Source organism: Sphingomonas sp. jy18 (assembly GCF_056931895.1).
Genome location: NZ_JBXPBT010000001.1, coordinates 918,905 through 933,668 on the forward strand (window position 1 = coordinate 918,905; position 14,764 = coordinate 933,668).

Consider the following 14,764-nt stretch of genomic DNA (forward strand, 5'->3'; position numbering starts at 1 on the left):
CTTAGGCGTCCGGCTCCGACGCCGCCAGCCCCTTGAGCCGGTAGATTGCATCGAGCGCATCGCGCGGGGTCAATGCGTCGGCATCGATCGCCGCCAGCGCGCTGCGCAAGGGGTCGACCGCAGCCGGCGCTTCGACCGCCAACGCCGCGAACAGCGGCAGATCATCGAGCCCCGCCGCCAGCCCGCCGGTCGCCGCGCGGCCGGCCTCCAGCTTCTTCAGCACGTCCCTGGCGCGGCCGATGACCGCCGGCGGCAAGCCCGCAAGCCGCGCCACCGCAAGGCCGTAGCTGCGGTCGGCGGGGCCGTCCGCCACCTCGTGCAGCAGCACCAGATCGCCCTTCCATTCGCGCGCACGGACATGGTGCAGCGACAGCGCATCCAGCCGCTCGGCCAGCCGCGTCAGCTCATGATAATGGGTGGCGAACAGGCAGCGGCTGCGGTTGATGTCATGCACCGCCTCGGCGATCGACCAGGCCAGCGCCAGCCCGTCATAGGTGGAGGTGCCGCGGCCCACCTCATCGAGGATGACGAAGCTGCGCTCGGTCGCCTGTGCCAGGATTGCGGCGGTCTCGACCATCTCGACCATGAAGGTCGAGCGGCCCCGCGCGAGATTGTCCGATGCGCCGACACGGCTGAACAGGCGATCGACGATGCCGAGCCGCGCGGCCGATGCAGGCACGAAGCTGCCCGCCTGCGCCAGCACGACGATCAGCGCGTTCTGGCGCAGGAAGGTGGACTTGCCGCCCATGTTGGGCCCGGTGACCAGCCACATCCGGTCTTCGGGAAGCAGGCACAGATCGTTGGCGACGAACCGTTCCCCTCCGGGAGTCGCGGCAAGCGCGGCCTCGACCACCGGGTGCCGCCCGCCGCGCACATCGATACAGGGGCTGTCGACCAGTTCTGGGCGGGCCCAGCCGCCTTCGACGGCGCGCTCCGCCAGCGCGCAGGCGACATCGATCCGGGCCAGCGCATCGGCACTCGCGGCAATGGCGTCCGCCCGCGCTGCCGCCAGGGCCATCAATGATTCCAGATGCGCCGATTCTGCAGCCAAGGCGTGCGCACCGGCTTGAACGACCCGGGCGGCCTCATCGGCAAGATCGGGCGAATTGAAGCGCACCACACCGGCCAGCGTCTGGCGGTGGGTGAAGCCCGATTCGGCCATCATCAGCGCATCGGCATGCTTGGCCGTCACCTCGACATGATAGCCGAGCACCGCGTTGTGCCGGATTTTCAGGGAGGCGATGCCGGTGGACTCGCGGTAGCGCGCCTCCAGCGCGGCAATGGCGCGGCGTCCGCCCGCCGCAGCGTCGCGCAGCGTATCGAGCGCGGCGTCATAGCCGGCGGCGATATAACCGCCTGACGCAGCTTCGGTCGGCGGCGATGGCACCAGCGCCCGCTGCAGCTCGTCGACCAGCGCGCCATGCCCGTCGAGGCGCGGCAGGATCGTCTCGAGCAGGCGTGGCAGCTCTCCGCCCGCCAATCGTTCGCGCAAGCGGCGCGCACCGTCGAGCCCGTCGCGCAGCGCCCCGAGATCACGCGGGCTGCCGCGCCCGGCAACGATCCGGCCGAGCGCGCGGCCGATGTCCGGCAGGGCCGACAGCGCGGCGCGGATATCGAAGCGCAGGCCGTCCTCCCGCACCGCCCAGTCGACCAGATCATGCCGCGCCATGATCGCGACGGCATCGGCCAGCGGCGCGGCAAGATCGGCGGCCAGCATCCGCGCGCCGGCGCCGGTCACGGTCCGGTCGACCTCCGCCAGCAGGCTGCCCTTGCGATCGCCGGACTGACTGCGTGTGATCTCCAGGCTGTCGCGGGTCGCGGCATCGATCAGCAGCCGGTCATTGCCCTCGCGTCGCCGCGGGCGTTGCAGCCACGGCAACTGGCCCGCCCCCGCCCGGTCGAGCCAGGCCACGAGCGCACCGGCTGCAGCCAGCTCGGCGCGGCTGAACTCGCCGAAACCGTCGAGGGTCGCGACGCCATAGAGCGCCGCCAGCCGCGCCGCGCCGTGGGCGCTGTCGAATTCCCCCCGCGGGCGCGCATGCAGCAATGCTGCGGGAATGTCGGCGGCAAAGGCGCCACCGTCGGCCACCAGCACTTCCGACGGCGCCAGCCGCGCCAGTTCGGCATGCGCGCCATCGATCAGCGGCCCCAGTTCGAAACTGCCCGTCGAGACATCGACCGCCGCCCAGGCCTGCGCGCCCGCTGCCTCTGCCAGCGCCACCAGCCAGTTTGATGCCTTGCTGTCGAGCAGCGTGTCTTCGGTGAGCGTGCCGGCGGTAACGAAGCGGACGATGGCGCGCGCCACCAGCGCCTTGGAGCCGCCGCGCTTTTTGGCCTGCTCCGGCGTCTCCACCTGCTCGGCAATGGCAACGCGATGGCCGGCGCGGATCAGCTTGGCGAGATAGGATTCGGCGGCATGCACAGGCACCCCGCACATCGGCACCGGCTCCCCGCCATGGTCGCCGCGCGTGGTCAGCGCGATATCGAGCGTGCGTGCTGCGGCGCGGGCATCGTCGAAGAAGAGTTCGAAGAAGTCGCCCATCCGATAGAAGAGCAGGCAGCCTTCCGCCTCTGCCTTGAGGGCATGATATTGCGCCATCATCGGCGTCATCTTGGGGTCGGCGGCGCTCGACATGATCGGCACCGTCCCTAACGCTGCCGCACCAAAGCGCAATGCGGGCGGGCAAAAGCGATTGCCGCCGCAACGCATATGCCGCTACGGTGTCGCCGGTAAGCGCAAGAGGGGACGTGGCTGGTGAGCAACGAGAGCAAGGTGCAGTTTTCGGATCGGGAGGCGCTGCTCTACCATGCCCATGGCCGCCCCGGGAAGATCGAGATCATCGCGTCCAAGCCGATGGCGACGCAGCGCGACCTGGCGCTGGCCTATTCGCCGGGCGTCGCCGTGCCGGTCCGCGCCATCGCCGACGATCCGGCCGCTGCCTATGACTATACGATCAAGGGCAATCTGGTTGCGGTCATCTCCAACGGCACCGCGATCCTCGGCCTCGGCAATCTCGGTGCCCTCGCCTCCAAGCCGGTGATGGAAGGCAAGGCTGTGCTGTTCAAGCGCTTTGCCGACGTCGATTCGATCGATCTCGAGGTCAAGACCGAGGATCCCGATGCCTTCATCGCCGCGGTCGAGCTGCTCGAACCGAGCTTTGGCGGCATCAACCTCGAAGACATTGCCGCGCCCAACTGTTTCATCATCGAAGCCGCGCTCAAGGAGCGGATGAACATCCCGGTGTTCCATGACGACCAGCATGGCACCGCGATCATCACCGCTGCAGGCCTGATCAACGCCTGCTGGCTGACCGGGCGCGATCTCGCCACCGTCAAGGTGGTGGTCAACGGCGCGGGTGCGGCGGCTATCGCCTGCACCGAACTGATCAAGGCGATGGGCGTGCGCCATGACAATGTCATCATGTGCGATCGCAAGGGCGTGATCTTCCAGGGCCGGACCGACGGGATGGACCAGTGGAAATCGGCCCATGCCGCCGTTACCGATGCCCGCACCCTGACCGAGGCCCTGAAGGGCGCGGACGTGTTCCTCGGCCTGTCTGCCGCCGGCGCGCTCAAGCCCGAGATGGTAATGGACATGGCCCCGGCGCCGATCATCTTTGCCATGGCCAATCCCGATCCGGAGATCACCCCGCCCGATGCCAAGGCGGCGCGCCCCGACGCGATCGTGGCCACCGGCCGGTCGGACTTCCCCAACCAGGTCAACAATGTCCTGTGTTTCCCCTTCATCTTCCGCGGCGCGCTGGACGTGCGCGCGACGCAGATCAACGATGCGATGAAGATCGCCGCGGCCAACGCCATCGCCCAGCTCGCGCGCGAGCCGGTGCCGGAGGAAGTGGCGGCGGCCTATGGCGGGCGGGCCGCCAGCTTCGGCCATGAATATATCATCCCCGCCCCGTTCGACCCGCGCCTGATGGAACTGGTGCCCGCCGCCGTGGCGCAGGCAGCGATGGACAGCGGTGTCGCCCAGAAGCCGATCGACGACATGGCGGACTATCGCCAGTCGCTGCGCGCCCGCCTCAACCCGACGACCTCGGTGCTGACGCTGGCCTATGAGGCGGCGCGCAAGAATCCGCGCCGCGTGGTGTTCGCCGAGGCCGAAGAAGAAGTGGTGCTGCGCGCCGCGATCATGTTCCGCGATGGCGGCTATGGCACACCGGTGCTGGTCGGGCGCGACGATGTGCGTGACCGGCTGAAGGAGCTGGGCGTCACCGATCCGGACAGTTTCGAGCTGCACAACAGCCGCAACTCGCCGCTGGTCGCCGAGATGGTCGACCGGCTCTACCTGCGTCTGCAGCGGCGCGGCTACCTCAGGCGCGATTGCGAGCGGATGGTCAATCAGGAACGCAACATCTTCGGCGCGCTGCTGGTCGACATGGGGGTTGCCGATGCGATGCTGACCGGTGTGACCCGCACCTATGCGCAGACGATGCGCGAAGTGCGGCGGGTGATCGATCATGCGCCGGGGCGCACCCCATTTGGCATCCATGTGCTGGTCGGCCAGCATCACACCGTGTTCATGGCCGATACCACCGTCAACGAGCGTCCTTCGGCCGAGCAGCTGGCGCAGATCGCCCGTGAAACCGCCGCTGTGGCGCGGCGCATGGGCCATGAACCGCGCGTCGCCTTCCTGTCCTATTCCACCTTCGGCAACCCGCCGGGCAACTGGCTGGAGGGCATCCGCGAGGCTGTCGCCATGCTCGATGCCGAGGGTGCGGATTTCGAATATGAGGGGGAGATGTCGCCCGACGTCGCGCTCAACATGCGCATGCTCAGCAAATATCCGTTCGCGCGCCTTTCCGGCCCCGCCAATGTGCTGGTGATGCCTGGGCTGCAGTCGGCCAACCTTTCCGCCAAGCTGCTGCGCGAGCTGGGCGGGGATGCGGTGATCGGGCCGATGCTGATCGGGATGGAAAAGCCGGTGCAGGTCGCGCCGATGGCAGCGACGGCGAGCGAACTGGTGACGCTGGCTGTGCTCGCCTCAGGCGGCATCGCCCGCTAGGGCCTGTCCCGATCGCGTTGTTCCGGCGCAAGCCGGGCTTTGCTGCAAGGCGGCGGCGATTGCCGCTGCCCCGGCCTCAGCGGCCGCCCTGGCCGCCGGCGCCGCCCGCACCCGCGCCGGGTGCGCCGACCGTGCCGATGTTGCCGAACAGCTCTTCGAAGAAGCTCTTCTCCCGGCCCAGCGTCGGCGTCTTGTCGCCATTGGGGCTGATCCGTACCACCGTCTCGACGCCGGTGCGGTCGATCGCAGAGACATTGCCCAAGGCATCGAAACGGACGCGGATCGCCACCTGGTCGACCGGGCGCGGACGGCCGAAGGGCGGCTGACGCGTCGTGCGCGCCAGATAATACCATTCGTTGGCCTGCTCGGGCGTGACGATGGCCGGCCGGCCTTCGGCGACCCCGAACTGGCTCGAGAAGGTCGGCCGCCCGAGCGTGCGCTCGACCGATTCCCGGTTGTCGAGGCCGACCGTGACCGAATCGACCAGAACCTGATCGAAGATATAGCCCTGACGGGTCTGGAACTGGGCACAGCCGCCGAGCGAAACGGCCACGGCGGCAGACAGGAACAGGGCGCGGACAGAAGGCATCAACGGGCAATCCTCGTGCAAGGGCGACGGGGCCGTGCCGCCGCCGGTCCCGGTAGGTTGCCCTCAGCCTTAGGCGATAAGGGGCGCGCCACACAAGGGCAGGCGCCATGCCGGAGACAGGCATGGCTTTGCAGCGGCGCTTTTCCTTCCTATCTGCGCAGGCATGAACCTTCTCAAGCGCCTGTTCGGCTCATCCGACGATCCCCGCTCCACTGTCCGCCCGCTGTACGACGCCATTGTCGCACGGGGCCGCGAGCCCGCCTGGTATCTCGATGGCGCGCCCGACACGGTCGATGGCCGGTTCGACATGATTGCGGCGATCCTCACCCATGTGCTGATCCGCCTCGAAAAGGACGACGGCGCCAAGCAGCCCAGCGTCTGGCTGGCCGAACTGTTCGTCGACGACATGGATGGCCAGTTGCGCCAGATCGGCATCGGCGATGTCACCGTCGGCAAGCATGTCGGCCAGATGATGGCGGCACTCGGCGGCCGGTTGACCGCTTACCGCAGCGCGGGCGGCGACGTCGCCGAGCTGCGCGCGGCGCTGGTGCGCAACCTGTGGCGCACCGCGGACCCCGGCCCCGGGGCCGACGCCGTTGCCGCCCGCCTCGCGGCCTTCGCCGCCGCGCTCGATGCCAGCGACACAGCGACCATCCTCGCCGGCACCCTGCCCGGGCTTGCCCGGTGAGCGAATTCGAGCATCTGATGACGCTGGCCGAAGCGCGGCGGCAATCGGGACCGGTCGAACTGCGCGCCGATGACGCGCAGCGCAGCGCCATTGCCAGGCGCTTTGCCATCGATTCGGTGGACCGGCTGGAAGCGACCCTGTCCATCGACACCGAAGACGACGAGATCATCGTTGCCGGCCGCCTGTCGGCACAGGTGGTGCAGCGCTGCGTCGTCTCTGCCGAGCCGGTCGCTGCGACCATCGACGCGCCGGTGATGGTGCGCTTCGTCCCCAAGCAGAAGCTGGAAGCGGCGGAAGCGGAAGCGGAAATCGAACTGTCCGACGCGGAACTCGACGTGATCGGCTATGATCAGGGCCGCGTCGATCTGGGCGACATGGTCACCGAAACGCTGGCCCTGTCGCTGGACCCCTACCCGCGCGGCCCCGATGCTGACCGGGTGGTCAAGGAGCGCGGGATATTGAGCGAAGGCGAAGCCGGCAGCTTCGGCGCGCTCGCCGGCTTGCGTGACCGGCTGGGCGGAGCGCCGACCGCCTGATCGACTGGGTGCCTGGCCTGGGCGACGTCGTGCCGCCGGCGTGAATCCGCGTCATCCGGGCGGGAATACCCACAGCTTCGCACTTTGCGCCAGCATTGGTCCGCCCGCGCGAGCGGGGTCGGCACGACGGCGGCTCAATTCATCCGCCCTGATATAATGAAACAATACAATGGTTTATCTGAGGGGCGACCTGCACGGTCAGCTGGCCCGGTAGAGGTGTATTAGTCAACTGGCACAGTAGATGCAGATGATCGGGGGTGGCGCTGTTGCCACCATCCTACAGGAGTCCCCCCGATGGCTTTTTCGATGTTTGCCGCTCTGGCCCTTGCCGCCAGCCCCGCCGCCGTGCCCAACGACACCATCACCCACGCCGACCGGCCGGCGATTGCCGCAGCCGCCCGGCGCATGAACGTGTCGACCCGCGCGCTGATCCGCGCCGTTACTGCCCGTCCGCAGCCGCGCCGCAGCGTCCGCGAAGTGCGCTATTGCGTCGAACGCGCCCGGATCGTGAGCGGCCGCAGCGGCAATATCTGCCACACCGCCCAGCAGTGGGCGCGGTTCGGCATCGCCGTTACCTCGGCGGAAGGGTGACCCGCCGCGCCAATGCCCGCAGCCGTCGACGCGACGGCTGCGGGCATCGCCATCCTTGCTGTCAGCGATAAACGCTCAGAACGGCACTTCGTCGTCGAGATCGTCGAACGGCGCACCGCCGCCGCCGCCACGCGAGCCGCCCTGGTCGCCGCCATAGCCGCCCGAGCCGCCGCTTTCCCAGCCGTTGCCGCTGCCGCCGGCGCTGCCCCAGCTGCCGCCGCCACCGCCGCGCTGGCCACCGCCACCGCCACCGCCGCCCGGCGCGCCATCCAGCATGGTCAGCACGCCGCCAAGGCCGCCGACCGACACTTCGGTGGTGTACCGGTCATTGCCGTCGCGGTCCTGCCATTTGCGGGTGCGCAACTGGCCCTCGATATACACTTTGCTACCCTTCTTCAGATAGCGTTCGGCCACACCCACCAGCCCCTCGGACTGCAGGACGACATTGTGCCATTCGGTGCGCTCCTTGCGCTCCCCGGTGGCCCGGTCCTTCCAGCTTTCGGAGGTGGCGATGCGGATGTTGGCGATCTTGCCGCCATTCTGAAAGCTCTTCACTTCCGGGTCGGCGCCCAGATTGCCGACCAGAATCACCTTGTTGACGCTACCTGCCATCGCTTGTTCCCGTATCGCCGGTTCAGCCGAGCCCGAACCACACCGCGACCCAATAGGTCGCCCCTGCCGCGACATAGGCCAGTGCGAACAGATAGCCAACCATGAAGGCGGTCCAGCCCCAGCTGTTGGTCTCCCGCCGGGCGACGGCGATGGTCGAAATACATTGCGGCGCGAAGACGAACCACGCCAGAAACGCGAGCGCGGTGGCCAGGCTCCAGCGACCGGAGAGCGTCGGGCCGAGCGCGGCAGCCTGCTCATCCTCGCCATCGGCCTCGATCGCATAAGCCGTGGCCAGCGCAGACACCGCGACCTCGCGGGCGGCCATCGCCGGAATGATGGCGATGGCGATATCATGGTTGAAGCCGATCGGCGCGACCACCGGTTCGATCACTGAGGCGATGCGCCCGCCGAAACTATATTCGAGCTGGTTGGCATCGCTGCCCAGCGGCACCTTCGGGAAGCTCAGCAACAGCCACAGCAGAATCGTGGTCGCAAAAATGATGGTGCCGGCGCGGCGCAGGAATATCCACGCCCGCTGCCACAGTCCGAGCGCCAGATCGGCGAGGCGCGGCCATTGGTAGCGGGGCAGTTCCATCAGAAAACCGCCCGACGCGCCCTTGGTCACTGTGCGCCGCAGCACCGCGGCAACGATGAACGCGCCAACGATGCCGACGACATAGAGGCCGAACAGCACCAGCCCCTGCAGGCCGATGCCGGGCCCGACGCGGACCGCAGGGATGAAGGCACCGATGATCACCGCATAGACCGGCAGCCGCGCCGAACAAGTCATCAGCGGTGCGATGAGGATCGTCGTCAACCGGTCCTTGGGGTCGGCGATCGCCCGTGTCGCCATGATGCCGGGGATCGCGCAGGCAAAGCTGGACAGCAAGGGGATGAACCCCCGCCCCGACAGGCCGACTCGCGCCATCAGCCCGTCCATCAGAAAGGCGGCGCGCGCCATGTAGCCGGTCGCCTCCAACATCAGGATGAAAAAGAACAGGATGATGATCTGCGGCAGGAAGACGATGACCGATCCGACGCCGCCGATGGCCCCTTCAACCAGCAGGTCGCGGAAAAAGCCTTCCGGCATCATCCTGCCCACACTGTCGGACAGCATGGCAAGGCCGCCTTCGATCCAGCCGATCGGCGCCTCGGCCAGGCTGAACACGGCCTGGAAGATCACGAACAGCAGAGCCAGCAGCAACGCGAAGCCGGCAACGGGATGCAGCAGCACGCGGTCGATACGGCGGGTCAGATCACGGCTGATGGTTTCGCTGACGGTGGCCGCCCGGGCCATGCGCCGCGCCTCGATACGCCGCTCCGTCTCGTCGGGCGCGGGGCCGACCGGCCGTGGCGGCGCGATCAGGGCGGCGTCCAGCGCGGCAGCCACGGCATCCAGCCCGCGCTTGCGCACCGCGACGGTCGGCACCACCGGCACCCCCAGTTCTGCCGAGAGCCGTTCGGCGTCGAGCGTCAGCCCGTCGCGTTCGGCCATGTCGACCATATTCAGCGCGACCACTGTCGGCAGGCCTAGCGCCAGCACCTCCTGCGTGAACCGCAGGTGGTTTTCGAGATTGCCGGCATCGATCACCACCAGCGCCGCGTCGGGCTTGCGCTCGCCGGCCTGGGTCCCCAGCAGCACGTCTCGGCTGACCTGCTCGTCGGGGCTCGACGGGGTAAGGCTGTAGGTGCCGGGCAGGTCGACATAATCGATCGGCCGGCCGTCAGCGAACGTGCCGCGCCCGGCATGGCGCTCGACCGTGACACCCGGATAGTTGCCGATCTTCTGCCGGGCGCCGGTCAGCGCATTGAACAGGCTGGTCTTGCCGGCGTTGGGGTTGCCAGCCAGCACGATCATCGGGGGCATTGCCGTCATCGGCGCTGCTCCAGCGTCACGGCGGCGGCATGCGCTGCGCGGATCACCACGCGCATGCGGCCGACCTGCACGGCAATGGGATCGCGGAACAACAGGCTGCCGCGGTGCATGATCTCGACATCGACGCCCTCGTACAGGCCAAGCTCGCGCAGGCGTCGCCCCTCGCTGGCAGACAGTGCAGACCAGTCGACCGACGCGATGCGGGCGGGCACGCCTATGGCCAGGCGATCGAGAGACAGGACCTCGGTGGTCGATTGCATTTGCGAGCGATTATCAATTCGCGGTGCAAAAGCAATGGCAGGTTGACGATTATTGCGCTGGCGATGCGACGAATCGCAGGCAAGGCCCGGCCTCGCCCGCCCATGTTTCCCTTTTGTGCTTGCGCGCGCGGGCCCCCCACCTCTATCGCCGTGCCATGCACGACGTCACCTTCGCCGAGCGCAGCTTCAAGGCGCTGCCCGAGCGCGCGCTGCTCTGGGTGGAGCGGCGGGCCCTGCTGGTGGCCGATCTGCATCTGGAAAAGGCCAGCTGGTTCGCACGCGGCGGCCAGCATCTCCCGCCGTTCGACAGCCAAGCCACGCTGACGCAACTGGTCGCACTGGCCGATCGCTGGCAGGTACGGGAAATCTGGGCGCTGGGAGACAGTTTCCACGACGACGATGGCCCGCAGCGGCTGGACCCTGCCGCGCTGGCGCTGACCGAACGGCTGGCGAAGGGGCGGCGGATCGTGTGGATCGCCGGCAATCATGACCGCTCTGCCCGCCTGCCCGGGGAGACCTGCGTCGAGGCCGAGGTCGATGGCATCATCCTGCGTCACGAAGCGCTAGCGGACGAGACCGGTTATGAAATCTCCGGCCATTTCCACCCCAAGCTGCGCGTACACACGGCAGCGCGCAGCGTCAGCCGGCCCTGTTTTGCCGTGACGGGGCACCGCGTCATCCTGCCGGCCTTCGGTGCCCTGACCGGCGGGCTCGACATTCGCGATGCCGCGCTTGCCGGCCTGCTCGGGCCGAACGGCGAGGCCTGGGTGGCGACCGCCAGGGGGACACTGCGCTTCCCCTTGCAGCAGCCTGCGGCCCTGCCCGAACAGCAGCGCCGGTATCGGCGCAGCCGGTATCGGCGCAGCCGGGCAGTGTGACATTCTAGTCGCACACCGGTCAGGAATTTAGGGTGACCGCATCATCACAGTGGCGCAATCACTTCGTTTTTCATAAACCCGGTTTGTTTGGAAAGGCCTGCCACCGCGAGCATGCCGCCAATTTTTTGGATGAGGAGAGAGAAATGCGTTTTCGCACCTCGCGCGCCGTGTCGGCGGCGCTGCTGTTTTCTGCCAGCCTGACCGCGCTCGCCGCCCCCGCGATGGCGCAGGACGCTGCTCCGCAGGATGCCACCGAAGAAGCCGACGACCAAGGCGATATCGTCGTCGTCGCGCAGGGCCGCGCCCAGCTGCTGTCCGACGTGCCGGTCGCGGTGTCTGCGGTTTCGGCCGAAACGCTGCAGAACAGCGGCGCCAACGACATCCGCCAGCTCAACCAGGTCGCGCCGTCGCTGCTCGTCTCCTCGACCGGTTCGGAAGCCAATGGTTCTGCGCGTATTCGCGGCATCGGCACGGTCGGTGACAACCCCGGCCTCGAAAGCTCGGTCGCGGTGTTCATCGACGGCGTCTATCGCAGCCGCTCGGGCATCGGCCTCAACGAACTGGGCGAAATCGAGCGCGTCGAAGTGCTGCGCGGCCCGCAGGGCACGCTGGGCGGCCGCAACGCCTCCGCCGGTATCATCAGCATCGTCTCCAAGCGCCCGTCCTTCGACTTCGGCGCCAATTTCGAAGCGACCTACGGCAACTATGACTATATCCGCCTTGGCGGCAGCGTCACCGGGCCGATTTCGGAAACCCTCGCGGCGCGCCTCGATGGCGTCTATGTCAAGCGCGACGGCTTCTATCGCGACACGACCAACAACGTCGACGTCAACAATCGTGACCGCTACTTCCTGCGCGGCCAGTTGCTGTGGGAGCCGACCGACGCGCTGTCGTTCCGACTGATCGGTGACTACACCCGCCGCACCGAGGAATGCTGCGCCGCGACCTATGTCGACAGCTCGGTCAACGAATTCATCGGCAACCTCAACAATCCGTCGACCCCGCTGTCGCCGCTGCAGACCACCGGCAACAACATCATCAACGTGCTGCGCGACCTTGGCCAGCCGCTGCGCGGGTTCAACCAGGGCTACAGCCGCGAAATCTATGTGAGCCCCGGCCGCAGCTTCTCGGGCGAAACCACCGACTATGGTGTCAGCCTACAGGCCGATTACGATCTGGGCGGCGCCAAGCTGACCTCGATCACCGGCTATCGCGAATATCGCAGCGGCCAGGGATCGGACACCGACTATGGTGCGGTCGACATCCTGTACCGCACGCCGAGCGACGATGCCTTCCGCCAGTTCCACACCTTCACCCAGGAACTGCGCCTGCAGGGCGAAGCGTTCGACGGTGCACTCGACTGGTTGGTCGGCGGCTTCTTCGCCGATGAAGACCTGACGGTGCAGGACAATCTGCGCTTCGGCAGCCAATATGGCCGCTTCGCCACCTGCCGCATCATCTCCGGTGGCGGCCTCGCCGGCCTCTATTCGCCGACCAGCCCGGGCTGCGTCGTCCCCGGCGTCGGCCCGGCAACGCTGGCCGGCGCAACCGGCGGCGGCCAGACCGGCGCGGACATCGCCGCCGGCTTCACCCTGCTCGACAGCCTCAACAACCTTGGCTCGACCACGGATCAATATCGGCAGAACAGCCGCAACTGGGCGCTGTTCACCCACAATATCATCAGCCTGACCGAGACCTTCGATATCACGCTGGGCCTGCGGTACACGCATGAACGCAAGCGGTTCGACGCCACTTTCGGCAACAACAACACCATCTGCACCCGTCTGCAGAGCTCGCTGACCGACGATCTGACCAGCGCCAACGCCACCGCCCGCGCGCTGGCCGGCGCGCTGATCGGCCTCGGCTGTCAGGGCAACTCGACCGCCGAACTCAATGGCGTCAGCATCAACGATCGCCGCAGCGAGAGCGAATTCTCCGGAACCGCGATCGCCTCGTGGCGTCCGACCGACGACCTGCTGCTCTACGGCAGCTATTCGCGCGGCTACAAGGCTGGCGGCTTCAACCTCGATCGTTCGGCGCTCAAGGCCCCGATCGCGGTGATCAACGGCGTGCCGACAACGACCTTCGCCGCCGCTGGCGGAGCCCAGTCGCTGGTCGGCAACCTGCAGTTCGACGCGGAAATCGTCGATGCCTATGAACTGGGTGCGAAATACGCCACCCGCGAGTTCAGCCTGAGCGTCGCCGCCTTCCGTCAGGACTTCCAGAACTTCCAGCTTAACACCTTCAATGGCACGGTCTTCCTGGTGCAGTCGATCAACGGCTGCAGCACGGACCTCAACGGCGCCGACCGCGACACCAGCGCGGCTACGGGCGCCTGCGCCGCCGGCGACGTGACCTACGGGGTCCGTTCGGAAGGTGTCGAACTCGAAGCCTCGCTGGCTCCGGCGCGCAACTTCCGCGTCGCTGCCGGCCTGACCTACTCGGACACCAGCTACAACGAGAATCTGGTCGGTAACCGCCGCGGTGCCGCGCTCGATCCTGCGTTGCGCAAGCTGCCGGGCGACAATCTGTCGAACGCACCGGAACTGGTTGCCACCGGCTCGGTGACCTGGACGCCGGAAATCGGCAGCAGCGGCCTGTCCGGCCTGTTCTATGTCGATGTCCGCACCACGGGCGACTACAATACCGGTTCCGACCTGTTCCCGCAGAAGGAACAGGACGGCTTCACGCTGGTCAATGCCCGTGTCGGCCTGCGTGGTCCGGACGATCGCTGGGCGATCGAGCTGTGGGCGCAGAACCTGTTCAACATCGACTATGCGCAGGTGGCCTTCAACTCGCCGTTCCAGGCGGGCACCACTTCCGCTCCGTTCACCGACCCGCAGTATCCGGGCGGTCGCCAGATCTTCTCGCAGTTCCTTGCCGAACCGCGGACCTATGGCATCACGGTGCGCGGCAGCTTCTGATCCGCAGACACCTCAAAAAGAGGCCCGCTACCGAAAGGCAGCGGGCCTTTTTTTGTCCGCTCACGACAATCTAAGCTCTCGAAAATCAGCCCCGGTCGCCGAACAGCGCGGTCCCGACCCGGACATGGCTGGCGCCGAGCCGCACTGCGGTGGGATAATCGCCGGACATGCCCATGCTGAGCCCGGTGAGACCATGATCGTCGGCCAGCTTGGCGAGCAACGCAAACCATGGAGCGGGTTCCCGCCCGACCGGTGGCACCGCCATCAACCCCGCCAGGGGGATGGCCGCATCGCGCGCTTCGCTGAGCAAGGCCCCGAGCGCCCCCACCGGACAGCCGCCCTTGTGTGGCTCGCCCGCCAGATCGACCTGAACGAAACAGGGCAGGCGCCGGGCTTGGCGATCCATCGCCTTGGCGAGGGCGACGAGCAGGCTGGACCGGTCGAGCGAATGGATGACGTCGAACAGCCGGACAGCATCGTCGGCCTTGTTCGACTGCAACTGCCCGATCATGTGCAGGGTGAGGCCCGGATGCGCCTCGCGCAGCCGGGGCCATTTGCCCTGCGCCTCCTGTACGCGATTTTCCCCGAAATGATGCTGCCCTGCCGCGATCAGCGGCTCGATCGCGGGCCCGTCATGCGTCTTGGAAACGGCGATCAAGGTCACATCCGCGGCCGGGCGACGCGCGTCGGCGGCCGCCGTGGCAATGGCAGCCTGAACGGCGGCGAGCCGGAAGGCGGCAGCATCGGTCGAAGGGTCGGGTGGCGTGGTCACGGCAGCGGGCTATAGGAG

12 protein-coding genes are annotated in these 14,764 nt (G+C 67.6%); 6 read left to right on the forward strand and 6 right to left on the reverse strand.

The genetic code is table 11. The annotated features are described in order from the left end of the window. Nucleotide 1: 1 nt before the first annotated feature. Nucleotides 2-2,635, reverse strand: coding sequence for a DNA mismatch repair protein MutS (gene mutS, locus AC0QC4_RS04510; RefSeq protein WP_483658510.1), 2,634 nt, complete (start codon nucleotides 2,633-2,635; stop codon nucleotides 2-4). 120 nt (nucleotides 2,636-2,755) lie between these two features. Between mutS and AC0QC4_RS04515 the strand changes: the two genes are divergently transcribed. Then, nucleotides 2,756-5,020, forward strand: coding sequence for an NADP-dependent malic enzyme (locus tag AC0QC4_RS04515; RefSeq protein WP_483658511.1), 2,265 nt, complete (start codon nucleotides 2,756-2,758; stop codon nucleotides 5,018-5,020). Nucleotides 5,021-5,096: 76 nt separating this feature from the next. Here the strand turns inward: AC0QC4_RS04515 and AC0QC4_RS04520 are convergent, their stop codons facing one another. Then, nucleotides 5,097-5,609, reverse strand: a complete 513-nt coding sequence (locus AC0QC4_RS04520) for an outer membrane protein assembly factor BamE (RefSeq protein ID WP_483658512.1) — start codon at nucleotides 5,607-5,609, stop codon at nucleotides 5,097-5,099. 163 nt (nucleotides 5,610-5,772) lie between these two features. Between AC0QC4_RS04520 and AC0QC4_RS04525 the strand changes: the two genes are divergently transcribed. The 3 genes from AC0QC4_RS04525 (at nucleotide 5,773) to AC0QC4_RS04535 (ending at nucleotide 7,424) form a co-directional block, all read left to right on the forward strand. Continuing rightward, on the forward strand, nucleotides 5,773-6,297 hold the full coding sequence (locus AC0QC4_RS04525; RefSeq protein WP_483658513.1) for a ubiquinol-cytochrome C chaperone family protein: 525 nt from the start codon (nucleotides 5,773-5,775) through the stop codon (nucleotides 6,295-6,297). After that, nucleotides 6,294-6,833, forward strand: coding sequence for a YceD family protein (locus tag AC0QC4_RS04530; RefSeq protein ID WP_483658514.1), 540 nt, complete (start codon nucleotides 6,294-6,296; stop codon nucleotides 6,831-6,833). The genes AC0QC4_RS04525 and AC0QC4_RS04530 overlap by 4 nt, the downstream gene beginning before the upstream one ends. A 294-nt stretch (nucleotides 6,834-7,127) precedes the next feature. Next, a complete protein-coding gene (locus AC0QC4_RS04535; RefSeq protein WP_483658515.1) occupies nucleotides 7,128-7,424 on the forward strand; it encodes a hypothetical protein in 297 nt (98 codons plus the stop codon). A 75-nt stretch (nucleotides 7,425-7,499) separates the two neighbouring features. On the opposite strand, the gene ssb is transcribed toward AC0QC4_RS04535, so the two are convergent. From ssb to AC0QC4_RS04550, 3 genes are read right to left on the reverse strand one after another with little or no spacing between them, the layout of a single operon-like run. Further along, nucleotides 7,500-8,036 carry a single-stranded DNA-binding protein gene (gene ssb / locus AC0QC4_RS04540; protein WP_483658516.1) on the reverse strand — a complete coding sequence of 179 codons (537 nt, stop codon included), beginning with the start codon at nucleotides 8,034-8,036 and terminating at the stop codon, nucleotides 7,500-7,502. A gap of 22 nt (nucleotides 8,037-8,058) precedes the next feature. Continuing rightward, the gene (feoB, locus tag AC0QC4_RS04545) at nucleotides 8,059-9,912 is read right to left on the reverse strand and encodes a ferrous iron transporter B (protein ID WP_483658517.1); all 1,854 of its coding nucleotides are present in this window, start codon (nucleotides 9,910-9,912) and stop codon (nucleotides 8,059-8,061) included. After that, entirely contained in the window at nucleotides 9,909-10,172 is a 264-nt protein-coding gene (locus tag AC0QC4_RS04550) for a FeoA family protein (RefSeq protein WP_483658518.1), read from the reverse strand. Before AC0QC4_RS04550 ends, feoB begins: the two co-directional genes overlap by 4 nt. 155 nt (nucleotides 10,173-10,327) lie before the next feature. On the opposite strand from AC0QC4_RS04550, the gene pdeM reads away from it, so the two are divergent. Further along, a complete protein-coding gene (gene pdeM / locus AC0QC4_RS04555; protein WP_483658519.1) occupies nucleotides 10,328-11,050 on the forward strand; it encodes a ligase-associated DNA damage response endonuclease PdeM in 723 nt (240 codons plus the stop codon). Between the two features lie 143 nt (nucleotides 11,051-11,193). Continuing rightward, a complete protein-coding gene (locus tag AC0QC4_RS04560) occupies nucleotides 11,194-13,974 on the forward strand; it encodes a TonB-dependent receptor (protein ID WP_483658520.1) in 2,781 nt (926 codons plus the stop codon). A gap of 85 nt (nucleotides 13,975-14,059) precedes the next feature. Here the strand turns inward: AC0QC4_RS04560 and AC0QC4_RS04565 are convergent, their stop codons facing one another. After that, complete coding sequence (locus AC0QC4_RS04565; RefSeq protein ID WP_483658521.1) at nucleotides 14,060-14,746, reverse strand: YggS family pyridoxal phosphate-dependent enzyme; 687 nt, start codon at nucleotides 14,744-14,746, stop codon at nucleotides 14,060-14,062. Between the last annotated feature and the right edge of the window lie 18 nt (nucleotides 14,747-14,764).

Excerpts from the sequence above, each read along its gene's own strand:
- AC0QC4_RS04535 (WP_483658515.1), top strand. The coding sequence starts at position 7,128 with ATGGCTTTTTCGATGTTTGCCGCTCTGGCCCTTGCCGCCAGCCCCGCC.
- feoB (WP_483658517.1), bottom strand. The coding sequence starts at position 9,912 with ATGACGGCAATGCCCCCGATGATCGTGCTGGCTGGCAACCCCAACGCC.
- AC0QC4_RS04520 (WP_483658512.1), bottom strand. The coding sequence starts at position 5,609 with ATGCCTTCTGTCCGCGCCCTGTTCCTGTCTGCCGCCGTGGCCGTTTCG.
- ssb (WP_483658516.1), bottom strand. The coding sequence starts at position 8,036 with ATGGCAGGTAGCGTCAACAAGGTGATTCTGGTCGGCAATCTGGGCGCC.
- pdeM (WP_483658519.1), top strand. The coding sequence starts at position 10,328 with ATGCACGACGTCACCTTCGCCGAGCGCAGCTTCAAGGCGCTGCCCGAG.
- AC0QC4_RS04550 (WP_483658518.1), bottom strand. The coding sequence starts at position 10,172 with ATGCAATCGACCACCGAGGTCCTGTCTCTCGATCGCCTGGCCATAGGC.
- AC0QC4_RS04560 (WP_483658520.1), top strand. The coding sequence starts at position 11,194 with ATGCGTTTTCGCACCTCGCGCGCCGTGTCGGCGGCGCTGCTGTTTTCT.
- mutS (WP_483658510.1), bottom strand. The coding sequence starts at position 2,635 with ATGTCGAGCGCCGCCGACCCCAAGATGACGCCGATGATGGCGCAATAT.
- AC0QC4_RS04525 (WP_483658513.1), top strand. The coding sequence starts at position 5,773 with ATGAACCTTCTCAAGCGCCTGTTCGGCTCATCCGACGATCCCCGCTCC.